The organism is Dermabacter vaginalis, assembly GCF_001678905.1.
In the GTDB taxonomy this organism is placed as follows: domain Bacteria; phylum Actinomycetota; class Actinomycetes; order Actinomycetales; family Dermabacteraceae; genus Dermabacter; species Dermabacter vaginalis.
The window spans coordinates 913,382-929,842 of the sequence record NZ_CP012117.1 but is presented as its reverse complement, the minus strand read 5'-3'; the positions used below and the strand labels follow the sequence as shown (position 1 = coordinate 929,842).

General features: G+C 61.5%; 16 protein-coding genes. 4 read left to right on the top strand and 12 right to left on the bottom strand.

Going from position 1 to position 16,461, the window contains the following annotated elements:
• Nucleotides 1–5 precede the first annotated feature (5 nt).
• From DAD186_RS03925 to DAD186_RS03910, 4 genes are all read right to left on the bottom strand, one after another.
• Nucleotides 6–848, bottom strand: a complete 843-nt coding sequence (locus DAD186_RS03925; RefSeq protein ID WP_065247585.1) for a creatininase — start codon at nt 846–848, stop codon at nt 6–8.
• A 116-nt stretch (nt 849–964) separates the two neighbouring features.
• A complete protein-coding gene (locus DAD186_RS03920) occupies nt 965–2,212 on the bottom strand; it encodes an aminopeptidase P family protein (RefSeq protein ID WP_065247584.1) in 1,248 nt (415 codons plus the stop codon).
• Nucleotides 2,213–2,442: 230 nt separating this feature from the next.
• Nucleotides 2,443–3,192: a cysteate racemase gene (cuyB, locus tag DAD186_RS03915; protein WP_065247583.1), complete on the bottom strand. Its 750-nt coding sequence runs from the start codon at nt 3,190–3,192 to the stop codon at nt 2,443–2,445.
• Nucleotides 3,192–4,502 (bottom strand): carboxylate--amine ligase, encoded by a 1,311-nt coding sequence (locus DAD186_RS03910; protein ID WP_065247582.1) that lies wholly within the window; start codon nt 4,500–4,502, stop codon nt 3,192–3,194. The genes cuyB and DAD186_RS03910 overlap by 1 nt, the downstream gene beginning before the upstream one ends.
• Nucleotides 4,503–4,808: 306 nt before the next feature.
• Between DAD186_RS03910 and DAD186_RS03905 the strand changes: the two genes are divergently transcribed.
• From DAD186_RS03905 to DAD186_RS03895, 3 genes are read left to right on the top strand one after another with little or no spacing between them, the layout of a single operon-like run.
• Complete coding sequence (locus DAD186_RS03905) at nt 4,809–6,107, top strand: glycosyltransferase family 4 protein (protein WP_208854275.1); 1,299 nt, start codon at nt 4,809–4,811, stop codon at nt 6,105–6,107.
• Nucleotides 6,104–6,889, top strand: a complete 786-nt coding sequence (locus DAD186_RS03900; protein WP_082991072.1) for a TVP38/TMEM64 family protein — start codon at nt 6,104–6,106, stop codon at nt 6,887–6,889. Before DAD186_RS03905 ends, DAD186_RS03900 begins: the two co-directional genes overlap by 4 nt.
• A 12-nt stretch (nt 6,890–6,901) precedes the next feature.
• Nucleotides 6,902–7,954: a glycosyltransferase family 4 protein gene (locus DAD186_RS03895; RefSeq protein WP_065247580.1), complete on the top strand. Its 1,053-nt coding sequence runs from the start codon at nt 6,902–6,904 to the stop codon at nt 7,952–7,954.
• On the opposite strand, the gene DAD186_RS03890 is transcribed toward DAD186_RS03895, so the two are convergent.
• The 4 genes from DAD186_RS03890 to dnaK all read right to left on the bottom strand — a co-directional run bounded on the left by DAD186_RS03890 (nt 7,951) and on the right by dnaK (nt 12,058).
• A complete protein-coding gene (locus DAD186_RS03890; protein WP_065247579.1) occupies nt 7,951–8,385 on the bottom strand; it encodes a heat shock protein transcriptional repressor HspR in 435 nt (144 codons plus the stop codon). The two genes, DAD186_RS03895 and DAD186_RS03890, sit on opposite strands and share 4 nt — an antisense overlap.
• A 33-nt stretch (nt 8,386–8,418) precedes the next feature.
• Nucleotides 8,419–9,414, bottom strand: a complete 996-nt coding sequence (locus DAD186_RS03885; protein WP_065247578.1) for a DnaJ C-terminal domain-containing protein — start codon at nt 9,412–9,414, stop codon at nt 8,419–8,421.
• Between the two features lie 137 nt (nt 9,415–9,551).
• On the bottom strand, nt 9,552–10,199 hold the full coding sequence (locus DAD186_RS03880; protein WP_065247577.1) for a nucleotide exchange factor GrpE: 648 nt from the start codon (nt 10,197–10,199) through the stop codon (nt 9,552–9,554).
• Nucleotides 10,196–12,058, bottom strand: a complete 1,863-nt coding sequence (gene dnaK / locus DAD186_RS03875; RefSeq protein WP_065247576.1) for a molecular chaperone DnaK — start codon at nt 12,056–12,058, stop codon at nt 10,196–10,198. The genes DAD186_RS03880 and dnaK overlap by 4 nt, the downstream gene beginning before the upstream one ends.
• A gap of 324 nt (nt 12,059–12,382) precedes the next feature.
• On the opposite strand from dnaK, the gene DAD186_RS03870 reads away from it, so the two are divergent.
• On the top strand, nt 12,383–12,943 hold the full coding sequence (locus DAD186_RS03870) for a methylated-DNA--[protein]-cysteine S-methyltransferase (protein ID WP_065247575.1): 561 nt from the start codon (nt 12,383–12,385) through the stop codon (nt 12,941–12,943).
• A gap of 46 nt (nt 12,944–12,989) precedes the next feature.
• Here DAD186_RS03870 and DAD186_RS03865 read toward each other — a convergent pair whose 3' ends face one another.
• The 4 genes from DAD186_RS03865 to DAD186_RS03850 are packed head-to-tail and all read right to left on the bottom strand — an operon-like array spanning nt 12,990 to nt 16,442.
• On the bottom strand, nt 12,990–13,778 hold the full coding sequence (locus DAD186_RS03865; RefSeq protein ID WP_082991071.1) for an amino acid ABC transporter ATP-binding protein: 789 nt from the start codon (nt 13,776–13,778) through the stop codon (nt 12,990–12,992).
• Nucleotides 13,765–14,451: an amino acid ABC transporter permease gene (locus DAD186_RS03860; RefSeq protein WP_065247574.1), complete on the bottom strand. Its 687-nt coding sequence runs from the start codon at nt 14,449–14,451 to the stop codon at nt 13,765–13,767. Before DAD186_RS03860 ends, DAD186_RS03865 begins: the two co-directional genes overlap by 14 nt.
• Nucleotides 14,452–14,472: 21 nt before the next feature.
• Nucleotides 14,473–15,276 (bottom strand): transporter substrate-binding domain-containing protein, encoded by an 804-nt coding sequence (locus tag DAD186_RS03855; protein ID WP_065247573.1) that lies wholly within the window; start codon nt 15,274–15,276, stop codon nt 14,473–14,475.
• A gap of 26 nt (nt 15,277–15,302) precedes the next feature.
• Nucleotides 15,303–16,442 carry a trans-sulfuration enzyme family protein gene (locus DAD186_RS03850; protein WP_065247572.1) on the bottom strand — a complete coding sequence of 380 codons (1,140 nt, stop codon included), beginning with the start codon at nt 16,440–16,442 and terminating at the stop codon, nt 15,303–15,305.
• Nucleotides 16,443–16,461 lie beyond the last annotated feature (19 nt).

Genomic DNA, 16,461 nt, shown 5'->3' with positions numbered 1-16,461 from the left:
GGCGCTTAGGTAAGGTTCAGTTCTTGGAGGAGGTCAGCAGCGATCGCGGAGGTCGCGGCGCTAAAGAGCCACTCTCCTTTTTCGCGGCTTGCTCCTCGCGGTGACGAGAGGCAGCCCGTTTCGGGCGTACGTTCGGGCACGACGGGGAGACGGTCGAAGCGAGGTAGATCAGCCGCGGGGTGATCGATCATCGCGGATTCGTTCACGAGACTCGGGTAAAGGCGCATCATGAGGGCAGTTTCGAGAACTCCGCCGTGCTCGATATCCCATCCCGGGAAGCCGTCGGGATACACCTTCGCGAGCGTAGAGTCATCCACATAGTCCCAATAGCTAAGCAAGAGCGCGTTGCGCTCGGCCCCTTGCACGATCCCGAGGTCTCGAAGGGCAAGGTCCACGCCTTCGTAGAGGAACTGGTAGTTCTCGTAGTGGCCGTTGACGAACACCACGCTGCTTACCCCCTGCGCGAGAAAACCGCGCGTGACATCACGTGCGTAGGTCGTGAGAGTGTGGGCATCGAGGCTAATTGTGCCGGGGAGGTGATTCCCCCCGCCGGACTTCTGCTGGGATTTATATCCGTACACGAAGGGCTGGGCGACTTTAGCGGAGCCGATTTCAGCATCGGCCTTGGCATTCATGAGGTCGCATACGCCGCGTGCCATGGCGTGCGAGAGCAGCGCATCGGTGCCGAGTGGCATGTGGGGGCCGTGCTGCTCGAGAGCACCAACGGGAATGAGCACGACCGAGCGTTTTTGACACCACGAGGCATATTCGGGAGCTGCGGTAAATGCGAGGTCGCGTTCGGGGCTTGAGGTCACGGCGGCGTCAAGGACGGTCGGGTCGATGTGCACTGTTGGCTCCTGGAAATGGGGCGGGATGAATCGATATGGGCGCATCTGATGAAAAGCGTAGGCGGCGCAGCCACGATGTGGTGGCCGCGCCGCGCACTAGCTCACAATGCGAGACCTCAGGCCGGGATGATGTTCTTCTCAGGCCCGTACGGGAACTTCGTGATGTCTTCCGTCGAGTCCTCGCCGACCACGACGATATCGTGCTCGCGATAGCCACCGGCGCCCGGCTGTCCTTCCGGAATAGTAATCATGGGCTCCATCGAAACCACCATGCCGGGTTCGATCACGGTGTCGATGTCTTCGCGAAGCTCGAGGCCGGCCTCACGACCGTAGTAATGGGAGAGAACGCCGAACGAGTGACCGTAACCGAACGTGCGGTTCGGAAGAAGCCCGTAGTCCACGTAGATCTTGTTGAGCTCGGCCGCGATGTCCTTACATACGGCACCGGGCTTGATCAGCTCGAGACCTGCCTCGTGAACCTCCACGTTGATGTCCCAGTAGCGGCGTGCTTCGGGACTCGGCTCTCCCACGAAGAGAGTACGTTCGAGGGCCGTGTAGTAGCCCGAGGTCATCGGGAAGCAGTTGAGCGAGAGAATGTCGCCCGCCTCGAGCTTGCGGGTGGTTGGCCAGTTATGCGCGCCGTCGGTGTTGATGCCCGACTGGAACCACACCCACGTGTCACGCACCTCGCGATGCGGGAAAGTCTTCGCGATTTCATGCACCATTGCCTCGGTACCTGCAAGGGCGACCTCATACTCGGTCACACCGGGGCGAATGGCATCGCGGATCGCTTCACCGCCGAGGTCCGCAATGCGCGCACCATGCTTGATGACCTCAATCTCTTCGGCGCTCTTAAACATGCGCTGGCGCATTGATTCGAGCGAAATATCCACAAGCTCCGCACCGTTGAGGGCATTTTCGAGGCGCCCGCGCAGGAGGGTGGGCAGCGAATCGTCCTCGACGCCCACGCGCTTCGCACTCACGCCCGCGCGACGAAGCGCTTCGCGAATACCCTCGTAGTAGTTATCGCGGTTCCAGTCGGTATACACGATGTTGTCACCGTAGCTCGTGCGCCACGGCATTCCCGCGTCGATGTTCGCAGAGATTGTGCACGTGCTTTCCTGCGTCACGACGAAGGCGTAATGGCGCCCGAAATAGGTGAAGAGGAAGTCGGAATAGTACTTGATGCCATGGAAGCTCGTCAGTACAACGGCGTCGAGGTCTTTCGCGGCCATGATCTCGCGAAGGCCACCGATGCGGCGTTCCATTTCGGCGTCGGAGAAGGTGAGCTTCTGCTTTTCGCCGTTCTGGATGGTCTTGAGGGCTTCGAGTTCGGATACGGAGGTAACGGGTTTCTCAGTCATGGAGTTCTCCTTCTTCTCACGCGACGTCGTCGCGGATCGGTACGCAGCACTGCGTATGTGCGATCGCGCGAATGCGCTGCGTTGAGCATCGTGCGATCGGTACAGCCGGACTCCCGGCCGCTGCGCGAGAGCGCCGAATCCACAACCATCACCGTTGCATCATCAGCAACCCTGTTGCACTAACAGTATGCACGTCTCTGCTGTGAATGTCACAGGAAAAGGAAAAATTGCTAATGAGCGAAGGCAGGAGTGAGCCGCTTGCCTGCCTTCTTGACCGTCGCCTTTGCGAGCTCACGCAGCGAGTCAACGATGCGCCTGTCGCTGGACATCGATTCCTTGTCAAAAATCAAACTCAATTCGGTACATCCAAGGATCACGGCACCGGCGCCCGCTGCCTCCATTGCGTCGATAATGCCTGAAAGGGCAGGGAGGTCAACAGGGCGGCCGGCTTTGACTTGGTCGTAGATGAGAGAGTTCACGACCTCTTGAACGTCGCGGTCGGGAACCAGCGGCGTGAGACCCGCTCGTGCTAGCGCATCTTGGTAAACGTTTGCGTGAATGTTGCCCTCAGTCGCAAAGATCGCCACCGGCGATTCCTCTGCTCGGCGCTCGCGAAGACGCTTAGCGGCGGCTCGGACGGTGACCTCGACGATGGATAGCAGGTCTACCTCCGCCGCGGAATCGATCGCTTCGGCGTAGTGATGGGCGGTGTTGCAAGGCAGCACAAGAAACGATGCTCCCGCACTCTCCAAAAACGCCGCATCGCGGGCAAGCACGGGGCCCGGGTCCTCCTCATGCTCAGGGTCGAGGATATGGCGCGTACGATCGGGGGTGCTGGCGTGCTGCATCACGATGCAATCAATGTGGTCCTGGTCCGCTCGAGCAGCGGTCGCTCGCACAAGGACGTCCATGAACACGGCGGTCGCCCCGGGGCCCACCCCTCCAAGTACCCCTACGAAAGGGTTCTGCCACACCGTCATCACTTCTCCCCCGAAGCCTGCACGTCTGCATAATCGGGTTTGTAGTGCGTGCGGAATTTTTTCACGTAGTTCACGAGCGCTGCATAGTAGTAGAACCAGCGTTTCGGGTCTTTTTCGACTCCGCGATAGTTAAGCGGATTCTTGACACGTCTCGCCTTGAGTACGCGCTCGAGGATCGCGCGCGATTCGGGGTCGCGGGTGTAGTGCTTGACCAGGGCCACCGGCACCACGGTGTAGAGCGTTTCGGGCTGGTCCTGAACAATCTCCCCCGGCTCTTTGAAGGCACCGAGGAGGTGCTCGTTGACGTAGTAGGTGACAGGATTGTGGCCAGCTGCGGTGATGTAGTAGTTAGAGCGGCCGAGTCGGGGATTAAGCTCAAAGAACACGGTTCGGCCCGTTCGCGGATCATACTTGAGGTCGAAGTTCGCATAGCCGGTCCAACCGAGCTCAGTCACAATTTTTTGGGCCTGCGCCACGGCTTCGCAATTGACGCCCGAGACGATCGCTGCGGGATTACCAATGGCGCCTGGAGTGTGTTCCTCGAGCAGCGTCCGCCCCCACGAGGCAAACCGAATACGGGAGTCACGGTCGCAATAGGCGGTGAGGATGCGCATGTTTTGATCGTCCCCGGGAATGAGATCCTGGACGATGATCGATTTGCGATAGCCGGCCCCGTGGATCTTCGCAAAAAGTGCACGCAGATCCTGCTCGTTCGCTACAGTGTGGACCTTGGATTTCCCAACAAAACTCGTTCGCTTCCACGCCGAAACGTCGGCCGGTTTCGCGATTACGGGGTAGTCAAAGGGGAGGTCGAATGATTCCGGCACCCCCGCTGCGAGATCGACGATCACCGTTTCGGGGTGGTCGACACCGAGCTTTTCGCACAGGCGCGTGAAGTTGTTTTTCTCGGTGCCAGCCTCGAACGCCTCGAGACCCACGTACGGCACGATCCACGTGGGGTCCATTGCTCCGAGCTCATCACGGACCCGGATGATGGATTTGACCGTGGCATCAGCGGACCCCAAAACGATGGCGTGAGCGTCCGGCCGCGCGCGCCTGATCTTCTCGGCGATGGCAGTGAGCGACGACGCGAGCACTTCGGGGTCCATGGGATCCTCGCACAACACGTTGTCAATAATCGCGCTCCTCGCGATCTGCCAACCGAGTTTCGCGCTCACAACGATCGACTTGACCCCGTACGCCTCGTGAAAGGCGCGCGCTAGTGAGTAAGCGCCGATGTCACCCCCGACAATGACCGGTTGTATATCGAGCAAGGCCGCCGCTTCCGGCGAATTTTCCGTGTGCACCATAGCCGCGACTATATCGAGCCTCGAGGTCTCAGTTGCGTTCCCGCGCGCGTGACTTCGCGCAACTGAGGCCTTTCTCCCCGCACGCGATTCCGGGAAAACTCCGGGATGGCGTTCACCGCCCCGAAACATAGGACACATAGTCTCGAAGTGCGAAGCGTTGTGGTCACGCGCCCGCCTGCGGGTTTGCAAGCCTTGCTTGCCGGTGAGGTCTTAGCCTCGCGGGTTGAGCAATATCAGTCTCGGGGATGATTGAGTCGATCCCCATGACTGATGTGTCCACAAGCCTCCGCGACTCACGATGGAGACATGATGATGCACAGCAGTGATCGAGAGCCTCTCAAGGTCCTTATTACAACCGACTGGTACGAGCCGGTTGTCAACGGGGTCGTCACAAGCGTTCTCACGCTCAAGAAGCAGCTCGAAATGCTTGGCTGCGACGTGCGTGTGTTGACCCTCGCCGAGTCCCTCAGGTCCTCCTCACGAGACGGGGTGTACCGGCTCGCTTCTCTCAACGCTTCGATGTTCTATGACCACGCGCGCATCTCGGTGCTCCCGAACCGGAAGATCCGCCGCGAAATCGAGGAATGGCACCCCGATGTCATTCACTCGCAGTGCGAGTTTTCGACCTTCCTGTGGGCCCGCACGATTGCGAAGGCGCTAGGCATCCCGATCGTGCACACGTACCACACAATCTACGAGGACTACACCCACTACTACGCGCCCACGAAGACCATGGGCAAGAAGATGATCACGGCCTTTTCGAAGAAGTTTTGCGAGCAGGTCAGTGCGGTGATCACGCCGACGGCAAAGGTGGAGAGGCTTCTTCGCGGTTACGGCGTCACACAACCGATCGCCGTGATTCCCACGGGCCTCGACCTTTCCCGGTTCCGCGCCGCCCAGACGAGTGCCGATCTCGAGCGCAGCCGCGAGATTCGCAGCGAACTCGGCATCGCCGAAGGCACGAAGGTTCTCGTCTCGGTGTGCCGCCTCGCGAAGGAGAAAAGCGTCGACGATGTTCTTCGCCACCTTGCGAAAGCTCGCCCCTCGAACACCGTATTCGTGCTTGTGGGCGATGGCCCTTCGCGCGACGAGCTCGAAGGTCTCGTCGACCATCTCGGAATCCGCGACATGGTGCGTTTTGCCGGTTTCCGCCCGCCCGAGGAGGTCGCCGACTACTACCGCATGGCCGATCTTTTCGTCTCGGCGTCGCTCAGCGAAACCCAGGGCCTCACGTTCATCGAGGCCATGGCGTGTGGCCTCCCGCTCCTGTGCCGCAAGGATGATTCCCTCGACGGCGTGATCCTCGAAGGCAAAACTGGTTACACCTACGCGGACTCGACCCAGTTCGCCGAGCGTCTTGCCGACATTCTCGAGGATGATGCGCTGCGTGCCCGCATGGCAGCCTGCGCCGCTCGGCGCGCCGCCACGGTTTTTTCGGCGGAAGCTTTTGGGCGATCCGCAAAAGAGGTCTACGAAAAGGTGCTCGCAAGCGTCGGAACCGGACGCCACCGCACCCCGTTGAGTTTGAAGATTTCCACCCGACCCGAGGGCGCCGCAAAGGCCCCTCGCCGCACGACCAATGGAGAAGAGCGCCTGGCCGCATGAGTGCACACGAGGACACCACGACCGCACCGACCGAAAGCTCCTCGCCAGCGTTCCCGGGGGCCGAGAAACTTCCCTTTACTCCTACGGAGCGTTCACGCACCAATATCGCTCCCGCGATCGAACCGCGGGAGGAGGCGAGCGCGAAAGAGCACCATCAATCGCGCTTCGGTGAGCACGCCGCCGAACGCGTCACCGCCCACAAGAAGGCCATTCAGATCGCGGTCAAGGTCATGCCGTTCGTAGGGCTCGCGTTCTCGATCGGCCTCGTCGCGTGGGGTATTAAGACCGGTACACTCAAGTCCCTCGATTCCCTTCAGGCGTACATCGACTCGCTCGGTATTTGGGGGCCGATTGGTTTCATGGCCGCGAGCTTCGCCTCGGTGATGTTTCCCATCATCCCCGCCGGGCTTCTCGTGATCGCCGCGCCTGTACTTTTCGGGCCGATCGAGGGCACAATCTATAACTGGCTCGCGGTGTGCGCCGGCTCGATCACGAACTTCATCGTGGCACGCCAGGTGGGCATGGCTCTCATCGAGGCAATGTTTAGCGAGAAGACGATCGAAAAGTACCTCGGGTGGACGCGAAAATCCGGTTTCACGACCGCATTTGCAGCCGCGATCGTGCTTCCCATCGCCCCGGATGACCTCCTCTGCTACCTCGCGGGCACGACGAAAATGAAGTTCTCGACGTACACGTGGATCATCCTCCTGGGGAAGATCCCCACCCTCGTTGCATACGGGCTCGGCATTAGCGCGCTCGTGACCAATCTTCTCCCCTGGTAAGAGGGCCCACGCATGGCGAAACCACGCATTCACGCATTTTCGAAGGCCGATTCCGTCGCGGGGCAAGGCGTGGGAAGCGCCTACCTCGAGCAAGTCGCACTCATCAGCGCGGAGCTCGGCGACGAATTCGATATCAACCCGCGAGCACGCCTCGGAAGCTTCGGCGACATCAACCACTTCCATTCCATCAACCCGGAATATCGCGCTGCGATCCCCGTCGCCAAGCGGCGTGGGGCGACGCTCGCCCACGTGCACTTTATTCCGGAGACCGTCGATGATTCGATCGCGATGCCGAAACCGGCACGCTGGGCGTTCTACCGCTACATGCTGAACTTCTACCGCGCCACGGATACGCTCGTCACGGTCAATCCCTGGTTCATCACGGCACTCGAAAGTGAATACGGCTTCGATCCGTCCCGCATCACGTTTATCCCGAATTTCGTTTCGGAGGAACAGTTCCATCCGCTCGAGAGAAACGAGAGCATCGCACGAAGGCGACGGGCCTGGGGTGCAGACGACACTCGCTTCGTGGTCATGTGTGCCGGCCAGCTCCAAACCCGCAAGGGATTTTTTGATCTTCTCGACGTTGCACGCGCGATGCCTGAGGCGCTCTTCGTGTGGGCCGGGGACTTTTCTTTCGGTCGCATCACGAGCGGCTACGAACAAATCACAAAGGCAAAAGAGAATCTCCCCGCGAACGTCAAGCTCATTGGGCTTGTGCCGCGCGAGGAGATGAATGAGTGCTTCAACGCCGCGGATGCGTTCTTCCTGCCAAGCTATGAGGAGCTCTTTCCCATGACGATTCTCGAAGCCATGGCAACCGACACCCCTATCGTGGTGCGTGACCTCGTGTATTACGAAGGCGTGCTGTTCGATCACGCGACGCGCGTGCAGGCCGGCCGTGGTGAGATCGATGGGTTCGTCGAGGCCCTCACGAGCCTGAAGGACTCCCCCGCCGCGTATGCGAAGGCCCAGCAGGCCGCACGCGAAGGCGCGGCCCGCTATTCGAGGGCATCGGTCGCCGAGAAGTGGCGCGAGTTCTACCGGAGCCAGCTCACGCGCTAGCGGGAACCGTCGGGCCTCCACACGACAAGCGCACCCGCTTGGCGTCGGCGTGGCCGCTGGCCGCGGCGCATCGCTTCGACTTCACCGGTTTGCGAGGTCGCGAAAATGCGGCTATCGCGGCGGCGCTGCTCGTCTCGCTCTTCGGTGACTTCGTCGAGTTCGGCCCTGAGCCTCTCCACCTCGTTTTGCAGCTCGAGGATCCGCTTGATTCCCGCAAGGTTGATGCCTTCCTCTTGCGAGAGAGCTTGGACCTGCCTTAACTGCGCGATGTTCCATGCGCTGTAGCGTCGCCCGCGCCCTCTCGTGCGCTGCGGCGACACAATCCCCAGCCGATCGTAGGTGCGCAGGGTTTGCGGGTGCATCCCCGTAAGCTCGGCCGCGACCGAGATGACGAAGACTCCCGCGTGCTCATCGAAACGTGACGGTGCCATGTCTCCTCCTTCTCGTGGCCGTCGGTGGTGCTCTTATCGGGCGGCACGCTCCACGAGGTTGGCACGGGGGTCGAAATCAGTCGTGGCCTCGGCAAAGTCGCGAAGCGCCTTTTCAGCGTTCTCGTTCAGGGTATCGGGCAGCACGATTGTGAGGGTCACCAACAGGTCTCCCTCGCCTTTCTTCATGCGTACACCCTTGCCTTTGGCGCGAAGCGTGCGGCCCGACGGGGTGCCGGCGGGGACCTTCATGGTGACGTGCCCGCCATCGAGGAGCGGCACACGCACTTTCGCACCGAATGCAGCCTCTGCGGGGGTGATGGGAACGTCAATGCGCAGGTTCATCCCGTCCATGGTGTAGAGCGGGTGGGCGGCAACGTGAGCGGTCAGCATGAGGTCGCCGGGGGCGCCACCGTTCGCCGACGCTTGCCCTTTGCCCCTGAGCCGAATTTTCTGTCCGTCGTGAACTCCCGCGGGAATACGGGTCGTAATGTTCCGCCCGCCCGCGCTAAACGACACCTCGGTTCCGAGCACTGCGTCGCGGAAGCTGAGCTTCACGCTCGCACTCACGTCGGCGCCCTTTTGGGGTGCCTGGCGCCCAAAACCGCCGTTCGGCGAGAAGCCTGCACGGCCCTGCCCCCCGCCAAAGCCGCCTCCGCCAAACATTCCCATGAGATCTTCGATGTTGACGCCGCCCGCGCCACCACCGAAACCACCGCCGGTGAAGGCACCGAAGAGATCCTCGAATCCGCCACCTGCCGCGCCGCCAGGGCCCGAGGCGAAGCGCGCACCGCCCGCGCCCATCGCGCGAATCGCGTCGTACTGCTTGCGCTGCTCCGCGTCGCTCAGAATCGAGTAGGCCTCGCCCACTTCCTTGAAGCGCTCTTCTGCCTTGGCATCCCCGGGATGCCTATCCGGATGCAGCTCCTTCGCCTTCTTGCGATAGGCCTTTTTGATCTCTGCTGCGGAGGCGTCCTGGGAGACGCCGAGGATCTTATAAAAGTCCTTGCTCAGCCATTCTTGCTGGCTCATGGTGTCTCCTCGTTATAAGTGTGAATCTATGGAGCGAGGCGGCGGGTTGGTGATCCCGCCGCCTCGCGGTGTGCTGGTGGCGTCGGCCCGCCCCGCTTTGCTGTCACGTGGCGGGAGGGGCCGACGCTTGCCCTGCCTTAGTTGGGGCCGACCGTGCCCACGCGCGCCGGGCGCAGGACGCGTTCCCCCATCATGTAGCCGGGCTGCATGATGACCTCGAGGCTCGTTGCCTCGGCCTCATCACTGCTCGAATGCATGAGCGCCTCATGCTTTTCGGGGTCGAACTCTTCGCCGACCTCGCCGTAGCGAACGAGACCGTGCGCACCGAGTGCTTCCTCAAGTTTGCTCGTGATCGAGGCAAACGGGCTGCCCTCGGCGATATCCCCGTGCTGCCGAGCGAGCTCGATGTCGTCGAGGACGCTCAGAAGCGAGGTGAGGACCTTTGCGACGGCCTGCTGCTGACCCACGACGGCGCTCTGTTCGATGCGTCTGCGCGAGTTCACGTACTCTGCCTGGTCGCGCTTGAGCTGCTCTTCGAGCTCGTTCACTTTCGCCTTGAGGGCTTCGGTCTCGGCGACAGCGCTCTCGTAGAGGGCTCCGGCCTCGGCGGAGAGATCGTCGACCTCGGCGCCTTCGGGCGTGTCAGTGCTGTTCGCGGTGGCCGCGGCGGGCGCGGGAGTTTCCTCCGGCGCGCCGCCTGGTTGCTGCTCGTTCATGTCTGGCTCCTCGCCTTTCGTGGACGTGCGCTTATCGGTGAACGTGAACGGTTTGTCGTTCTCGCTCACTTGTCGTCCTCATCGTCAACAATCTCGGCGTCGACGACGTCGTCGTCTTCGCCCGAGGCGGCGTTGGCCGAGTCGGCGCCTTCGGCGTTACCTTCCTGCTCGGCCTGAGCGGCCGAGTAGATCGCGGTGCCGACAGCCTGGAGCTTCTCGCTCAGTGCTTCGCGTGCGGCTTCGAGGTCGCTCGTCGAGGCGTCTTCCTTGGCGAGGGTTTCCTTGGCCTCCTTGATCGCGTCCTCAGCCGCGGTCTTATCGGCATCCTGGATCTTGTCGCCGTTGTCCTTGAGGAGCTTGTCGCCCTGGTAGGTGAGCTGCTCGAGGGTGTTGCGAGCGTCAGCGTTCTTGCGACGCTCGGCGTCCTCGGCTGCGTGTGCCTCGGCGTCCTTCACCATGCGGTCGATCTCTTCGTCGGAGAGACCCGAGCCGCCCGTGATCTGGATCGACTGCTCGTTGCCGGTGCCGCGGTCCTTCGCGGACACGTTCACGATGCCGTTGGAGTCGATGTCGAAGGTCACTTCGATCTGCGGCATGCCGGCGGGGGCCGGTGCAATGCCCGAAAGCTCGAAGGTGCCGAGAAGCTTGTTGTCGCGCGTGAACTGGCGCTCGCCCTGGTAGACCTGGATGGCGACCGAAGGCTGGTTGTCGTCAGCCGTCGAGAAGACCTCGGAGGTCTTGGTCGGGATCGCCGAGTTGCGCTCGATGAGCTTCGTCATGAGGCCACCCTTGGTTTCGATACCGAGCGAAAGCGGCGTGACGTCCATGAGGAGCACGTCCTTGCGGTCGCCCTTGATCACTGCGGCCTGGAGCGCAGCGCCGTACGCCACGACCTCGTCGGGGTTGACGCCCTTGTTGGGCTCCTTGCCGGTGAGCGAAGTGACAACCTCGGCAACGGCGGGCATACGGGTCGAGCCACCCACGAGGATCACGTGGTCGATGTCAGAAACCGAGACGTCGGCATCCTTGATGACCTGGTGGAACGGCGCCTTCGTGCGCTCGAGGAGATCGCTCGTGAGCTCCTCGAAGTGCGAGCGCGTGAGCTTTTCGTCGAGGTGAATCGGGCCGTTTTCGCTCATCGAGAGGTACTGGAGCGAGATGTTGGTCGAGGTCGAGCTCGAGAGCTCCTTCTTGGCCTGCTCAGCGGCCTCCTTGAGGCGGTGGAGGGCGATGCGGTCCTTCGAGAGGTCCACGCCGTCCTTGTTCTTGACCTGGCTCACGAGGTAGTCCACGACGCGCTGGTCCCAGTCGTCGCCGCCGAGGCGGTTGTCGCCCGCGGTCGCGACGACCTGAATGGCGGAGCCGTCTTCGTCCTTCGAAATTTCGAGGAGCGAGACGTCGAACGTGCCGCCACCGAGGTCGAACACGAGGATGCGCTCGTCGTCCTTACCCTTTTCGAGGCCGTACGCGAGTGCGGCGGCCGTCGGCTCGTTGATGATGCGCAGGACGTTGAGGCCCGCGATCTGGCCGGCGTCCTTCGTGGCTTGGCGTTCCGCGTCATTGAAGTATGCGGGGACGGTGATGACCGCGTCGGTCACGGTCTGGCCGAGGTAGGACTCAGCATCGCGCTTGAGCTTGCCGAGGATTCGGGCCGAGATCTCCTGCGGGGTGTATTTCTTGTCGTCAACTTCGGTCATCCAGTCGGTGCCCATGTGGCGCTTCACGGACGAGTACGTGCGGTCAACGTTGGTCGCGGCCTGGCGCTTTGCGACTTCACCGACGAGGACCTCGCCGGACTTCGAGAAGGCCACAACCGAAGGGGTCGTGCGAGCACCTTCGGCGTTCGCGATAACGGTGGGTTCGCCACCTTCGAGAACGGCAACAACAGAGTTGGTGGTGCCGAGGTCGATTCCTACTGCCTGTGACATAAGTGTTCTCCTTCCGAGTGTGCGACCGGTGGATTTCTGTGGTGGCCGCACCGCTATCAACTTGGCTGTGCTCAAGAACGCGATTAGTCAACGCTCCCCAAACCGGGGTTGTCAATCGACGTATCACTCAACTTGAGTTCACTAGGCTCAACTCTTGCGGGGCTGCGCTTATTCCAGGCCGCTCCAGATATGACACACAACACATCTATGCTCATTGAGGCCCTTCAGGCGCCCCATGAAAACAGCTCAAAGGCACGCGTGCCACAATCACCACAGCGCCCAGGCGCCACGTCCTCCACCCTCGAGCCGAAGAAAGAAGCGGCCATGCCCACACACTGCGCCGACGCCCTCTCACTCGAGTTCGCCGAAGCCCCCTCACCTCTCGGCACTCTCCTTTTCGCCGCAACTGAGCGGGGGCTCGTGCGCATCGCTTTCGAAAGCGAGGGTTTTGATGTCGTAAAAGCCCTCTGCGAAGCGCAACTGCGGAAATTCGCCCCACCGATCGACGCGGCGAGACCGCTCAACCCTCACGACGTTCTCCACCACGCGCAAAACGAGGTCCTCGACTTCCTCGCCGGCAACCGTCGGACCTTTACACTCCCCCTTGACCGCACCCTCTCCCAGGGCTTTCGCCGAAGCGTGCACGAAGCGATCGAGCAGATCAGCTTTGGGGAACGGCAAAGCTACGCGTGGGCCGCCGAGCGGGCGGGCAAGGCGAAGGCCGTGCGCGCGGTCGGCACGGCATGCGGCATGAACCCCCTCCCGATCGTGGTTCCCTGCCACAGGGTCGTGAAATCCGACGGCAGCCTGGGCGGCTATAGCGGAGGACTTGAGAAAAAGCGCTTCTTGCTCGCGCTCGAAGAGGGCGACGCGCCACGGGCGTGACGCCGCAAAAAAGGCAACCGTCGGCCCTCCCTGCCGTTTCACACTCCTAGACGGACCCCACGACGCTCACAAAGCGCTTGAGGCGCTCATCCTCAGAGTTGAAGAAGTGTTCGGGATCGCCGTTGAAGAGGATCTTCCCCTCCTCGAGAAACACGAGGCGATCGGCAACGCTGCGCGCGAACTGAAGCGAATGCGTCACGACCACGAGTGTGCGATGCTCCGCCGCGAGAGACGAAAGTACCGCGATCACCTCGGCGGCTAGCTCCGGATCGAGCGCCGAGGTGGGCTCGTCGAAAAGCAGATAGTCGGGACTCAGGGCGAGCGCTCGAGCAATCGCGACTCGCTGCTGCTGACCACCCGAGAGCCGCGACGGATAGGAATCAACCTTCTCCGCTAGGCCCACGCGGGTGAGGGCTTCAATACCCCGCTCGCGCGCCTCGGCCTTCGCCATGCCTCGAGACTTCACGGGCGCGAGCGTCACGTTTTGCAGGGCCGTGAGGTGCGGAAAAAGGTTGAACTGCTGGAACACCATGGTCGAATGGCGCCGGATCTCCCGAATCTTCTGATCCGAAAGTCTCTGGCTCACCTCGATCGGCCCGCCGCCAAAATCGAGCGTGCCCTCATCCGGCTTTTCGAGCAGATTGATCGAGCGTAGAAGAGTCGACTTCCCCGAGCCGGAGGGGCCAAGGAGAACGGTAGTTTTACCGGGCTCGATATCGAGGTCAACGTGATCAAGCGCGGTGAGAGCGCCGAACCGTTTCGTGATTGACCGCAGTTTCAGAGGCTCGCGAGTGACGCTCGCGTCAATGTTTTCCGGGATGCTAGTCGCGCTCAACGTACACGCTCGCTTTCTTCTCGAGCCACGCCTGAAGAAGGCTCAGCACCGAGACGAGGGCCAGGTAAATCGCCGCCACAAGGATATAGAGGTAGAACGGCTCGAACGTCGCGGCCGCACGCTGCTGCGCAACCATGAACATGTCGAGAAGGGTAATGGTCGATACGAGGCTCGTCCCCTTCACGAGGTCGATGAAGTCGTTGCTGAGCGGTGGGAGCGCAATCCGGAACGCTTGCGGCGCGATGACCTTGAAAAAGGTGGTGCGCTGGTCAAGGTCCAAAGTCGCCGCCGCCTCGTACTGGCCCCGCGGGATCGAAAGGATCGACGCGCGCACGGCCTCGGAAGCGTACGCACCGCAGTTCAAGGCGAGGGTTCCGACGGCGGCCGTCCACGGATTGAGCATGAGCCCCGGGAAGACCTTCGGGAGACCGTAAAACACAATGAAGAGCTGCACGAGTAGGGGCGTTCCGCGAAAAACCCACACGTACAGCCACGCAATCGCCTTGAGCGGGCGAAAACGCGAGAGCCTCGCGCTCGCCGCGAGAACGGCGAGCACGAGCGAAATCGCGAAGGCGATGAGCGAAAGCGGGATCGTGACCTTGAGGGTCGCGAGAAGCATTGGGCCGAGCGCGCCCGACCACACTTCTAACGCTCGTGAAAGATCGAAATTCACCTGGACAGCTCCGTGACGAGACTACTGCTTGGGCGTGAGGTCAAGACCGAGCCACTCCTCGTCGATCTTCTTGATCGTGCCGTCCTCAAGAAGTTCAGTGATGGCCGTATTGATTTTCTCGGTGAGCTCGCTTCCCTTCTTGAGCGCACCGGCGATGAGGATCTCGGTCTCGAGTTCCTCGTCGAGCACCGTGATGGGGGCATCGGGGTGCTCTTCGAGATACGTGTTGAAGGCGACGACTTCGTTTGCGGTCACGTCAGCGCGGCCCGACGAGACAAGCTCGATCGACTCGGCAAAGCCGGGGGACGCGACAATTTCGGCACCGGCTTCGGCCATTACTTCCCCCCAGTTCGAGGTTGTCGTCTGGGCAGCCCGGCGCCCCTTGACGTCAGCGAGGGACGTAATGTCCGAGCCTTCCGGTACGCCGAGCCGTCCCTGGGTGAGGGCGTAGGGAACGGTAAGGTCGAAGGCTTTCTTACGTTCGTCGGTCACCGCGACATTGTTCATCACGAGGTCGTACTGCCCGGCGTCAAGGCCCGCGAGGAGGCTGTCCCACTTCGCTTCGGAATACTCGACCTTCGTGCCGAGTTTCTCCGCGATTGCTTCGATGATGTCAATCTCAAATCCCACGAGCTTTCCCGATTCATCGTGGAAGTTATAGGGCTTGTAGACGCCTTCGACACCAACCTTGAGCACGTCGCCGGCGCTGCTCGAGCCACCGCCCCTTTTCTCACCCGTGGAGGAGCCGCACGCCGCGAGAGCGAGTGCGGCGGCAGAAATACCGGAGGTGGCAAGGATCGAGCGACGCGAAACAAAACGGGACATGAGGACTCCTTGAAATGAGGGCTGGATTATGAGTTCTTGGCGGCATCAAGCGCCTGATCGAAGTCAGCGAGGAGGTCGTTGATGTTTTCGATCCCCACACTGAAGCGCACGAGAGTATCCGTGATGCCGGCGCGTTCGCGCGCAGCCTGCGTCATGCCGTCGTGGCTCATCGTCGCGGGAATCGACATGAGGGATTCGACTCCGCCAAGGCTCACCGCGAAGGAGGGAATCTCAAGCGCGTGGAGGAACGTCTTGAGGTCGTAACCCTCGGCGAGCTCGAAGGAGAAAACTGCACCGATGCCCGCGGCCTGGCGCTCGTGGATTTCGCGCTCATGCTCACTAAAGGATCCGGCTGAGAGCACGGTCTGGATACCCGGATGCTCGCGGAGGTAGGCGACGAGCTTTTCGGCATTCTCCTGCTGACGTGTGATGCGCAGCGGAAGAGTTTTGATCGCCTGGAGAAGACGGATCGAGGTGAAAGGCTCGAGAACCCCGCCGAAAACCTTCTGACTCAGCCGAATATTCTCGGCGAACTCGGCATCATTCGTGGTCACGGCACCCGCAAGAAGGTCACTGTGTCCGCCGAGGAACTTCGTCGCGGACTGCACGACGAGGTCGGCACCCATGTCGAGGGGGCGTTGAAGCACCGCAGTCATGAAGGTGTTGTCGATGACGAGGAGAACGCCGTGCTCGTGTGCGAGCTTCGCGAGACGCTCAATATCAACGACGCGAAGCGTGGGGTTGCCGGGGGTCTCCACGAAAATCATGCGGGTCTTTTCGCTGAGGTCCGCGCTCGTAATAGAGCCGAGGTCGTCGAAGAACGTGCCGGTGAGACCTGCGCGCGGGAAGATCTTTTCGACGTAGCGGAAGGTGCCGCCGTAGACATTCGAGGAGAAAAGAACCTCGTCACCAGGACTCAAAAGGCTCAAGACCGAGCTCACCGCCGCCATTCCAGTTGCGAAGGCAAAACCATGCTTCGCCTCCTCAAGGTTGGCGATCACAGACTCGAGATCGCCGCGCGAGGGGTTCGAGCCGCGCTGGTAGGCGTAGTCGCCATCAATCGTGTCGATATCGAGTTCGAAGGTTGAGGAAAGGTGGACGGGCGGAACAACCGCCCCGAATTCGCTCGTGCGCGGCGCGAGAATGGCGCGGGTATCGATATGCATGTCTCTCCTCAATCGTGTC

What these genes read in the sequence shown, in the direction of transcription:
- DAD186_RS03920 (WP_065247584.1), bottom strand. Translation starts at nt 2,212, where the DNA reads ATGACTGAGAAACCCGTTACCTCCGTATCCGAACTCGAAGCCCTCAAG.
- cuyB (WP_065247583.1), bottom strand. Translation starts at nt 3,192, where the DNA reads ATGACGGTGTGGCAGAACCCTTTCGTAGGGGTACTTGGAGGGGTGGGC.
- DAD186_RS03910 (WP_065247582.1), bottom strand. Translation starts at nt 4,502, where the DNA reads ATGGTGCACACGGAAAATTCGCCGGAAGCGGCGGCCTTGCTCGATATA.
- DAD186_RS03905 (WP_208854275.1), top strand. Translation starts at nt 4,809, where the DNA reads ATGATGATGCACAGCAGTGATCGAGAGCCTCTCAAGGTCCTTATTACA.
- DAD186_RS03900 (WP_082991072.1), top strand. Translation starts at nt 6,104, where the DNA reads ATGAGTGCACACGAGGACACCACGACCGCACCGACCGAAAGCTCCTCG.
- DAD186_RS03895 (WP_065247580.1), top strand. Translation starts at nt 6,902, where the DNA reads ATGGCGAAACCACGCATTCACGCATTTTCGAAGGCCGATTCCGTCGCG.
- DAD186_RS03890 (WP_065247579.1), bottom strand. Translation starts at nt 8,385, where the DNA reads ATGGCACCGTCACGTTTCGATGAGCACGCGGGAGTCTTCGTCATCTCG.
- DAD186_RS03885 (WP_065247578.1), bottom strand. Translation starts at nt 9,414, where the DNA reads ATGAGCCAGCAAGAATGGCTGAGCAAGGACTTTTATAAGATCCTCGGC.
- dnaK (WP_065247576.1), bottom strand. Translation starts at nt 12,058, where the DNA reads ATGTCACAGGCAGTAGGAATCGACCTCGGCACCACCAACTCTGTTGTT.
- DAD186_RS03870 (WP_065247575.1), top strand. Translation starts at nt 12,383, where the DNA reads ATGCCCACACACTGCGCCGACGCCCTCTCACTCGAGTTCGCCGAAGCC.
- DAD186_RS03855 (WP_065247573.1), bottom strand. Translation starts at nt 15,276, where the DNA reads ATGTCCCGTTTTGTTTCGCGTCGCTCGATCCTTGCCACCTCCGGTATT.
- DAD186_RS03850 (WP_065247572.1), bottom strand. Translation starts at nt 16,442, where the DNA reads ATGCATATCGATACCCGCGCCATTCTCGCGCCGCGCACGAGCGAATTC.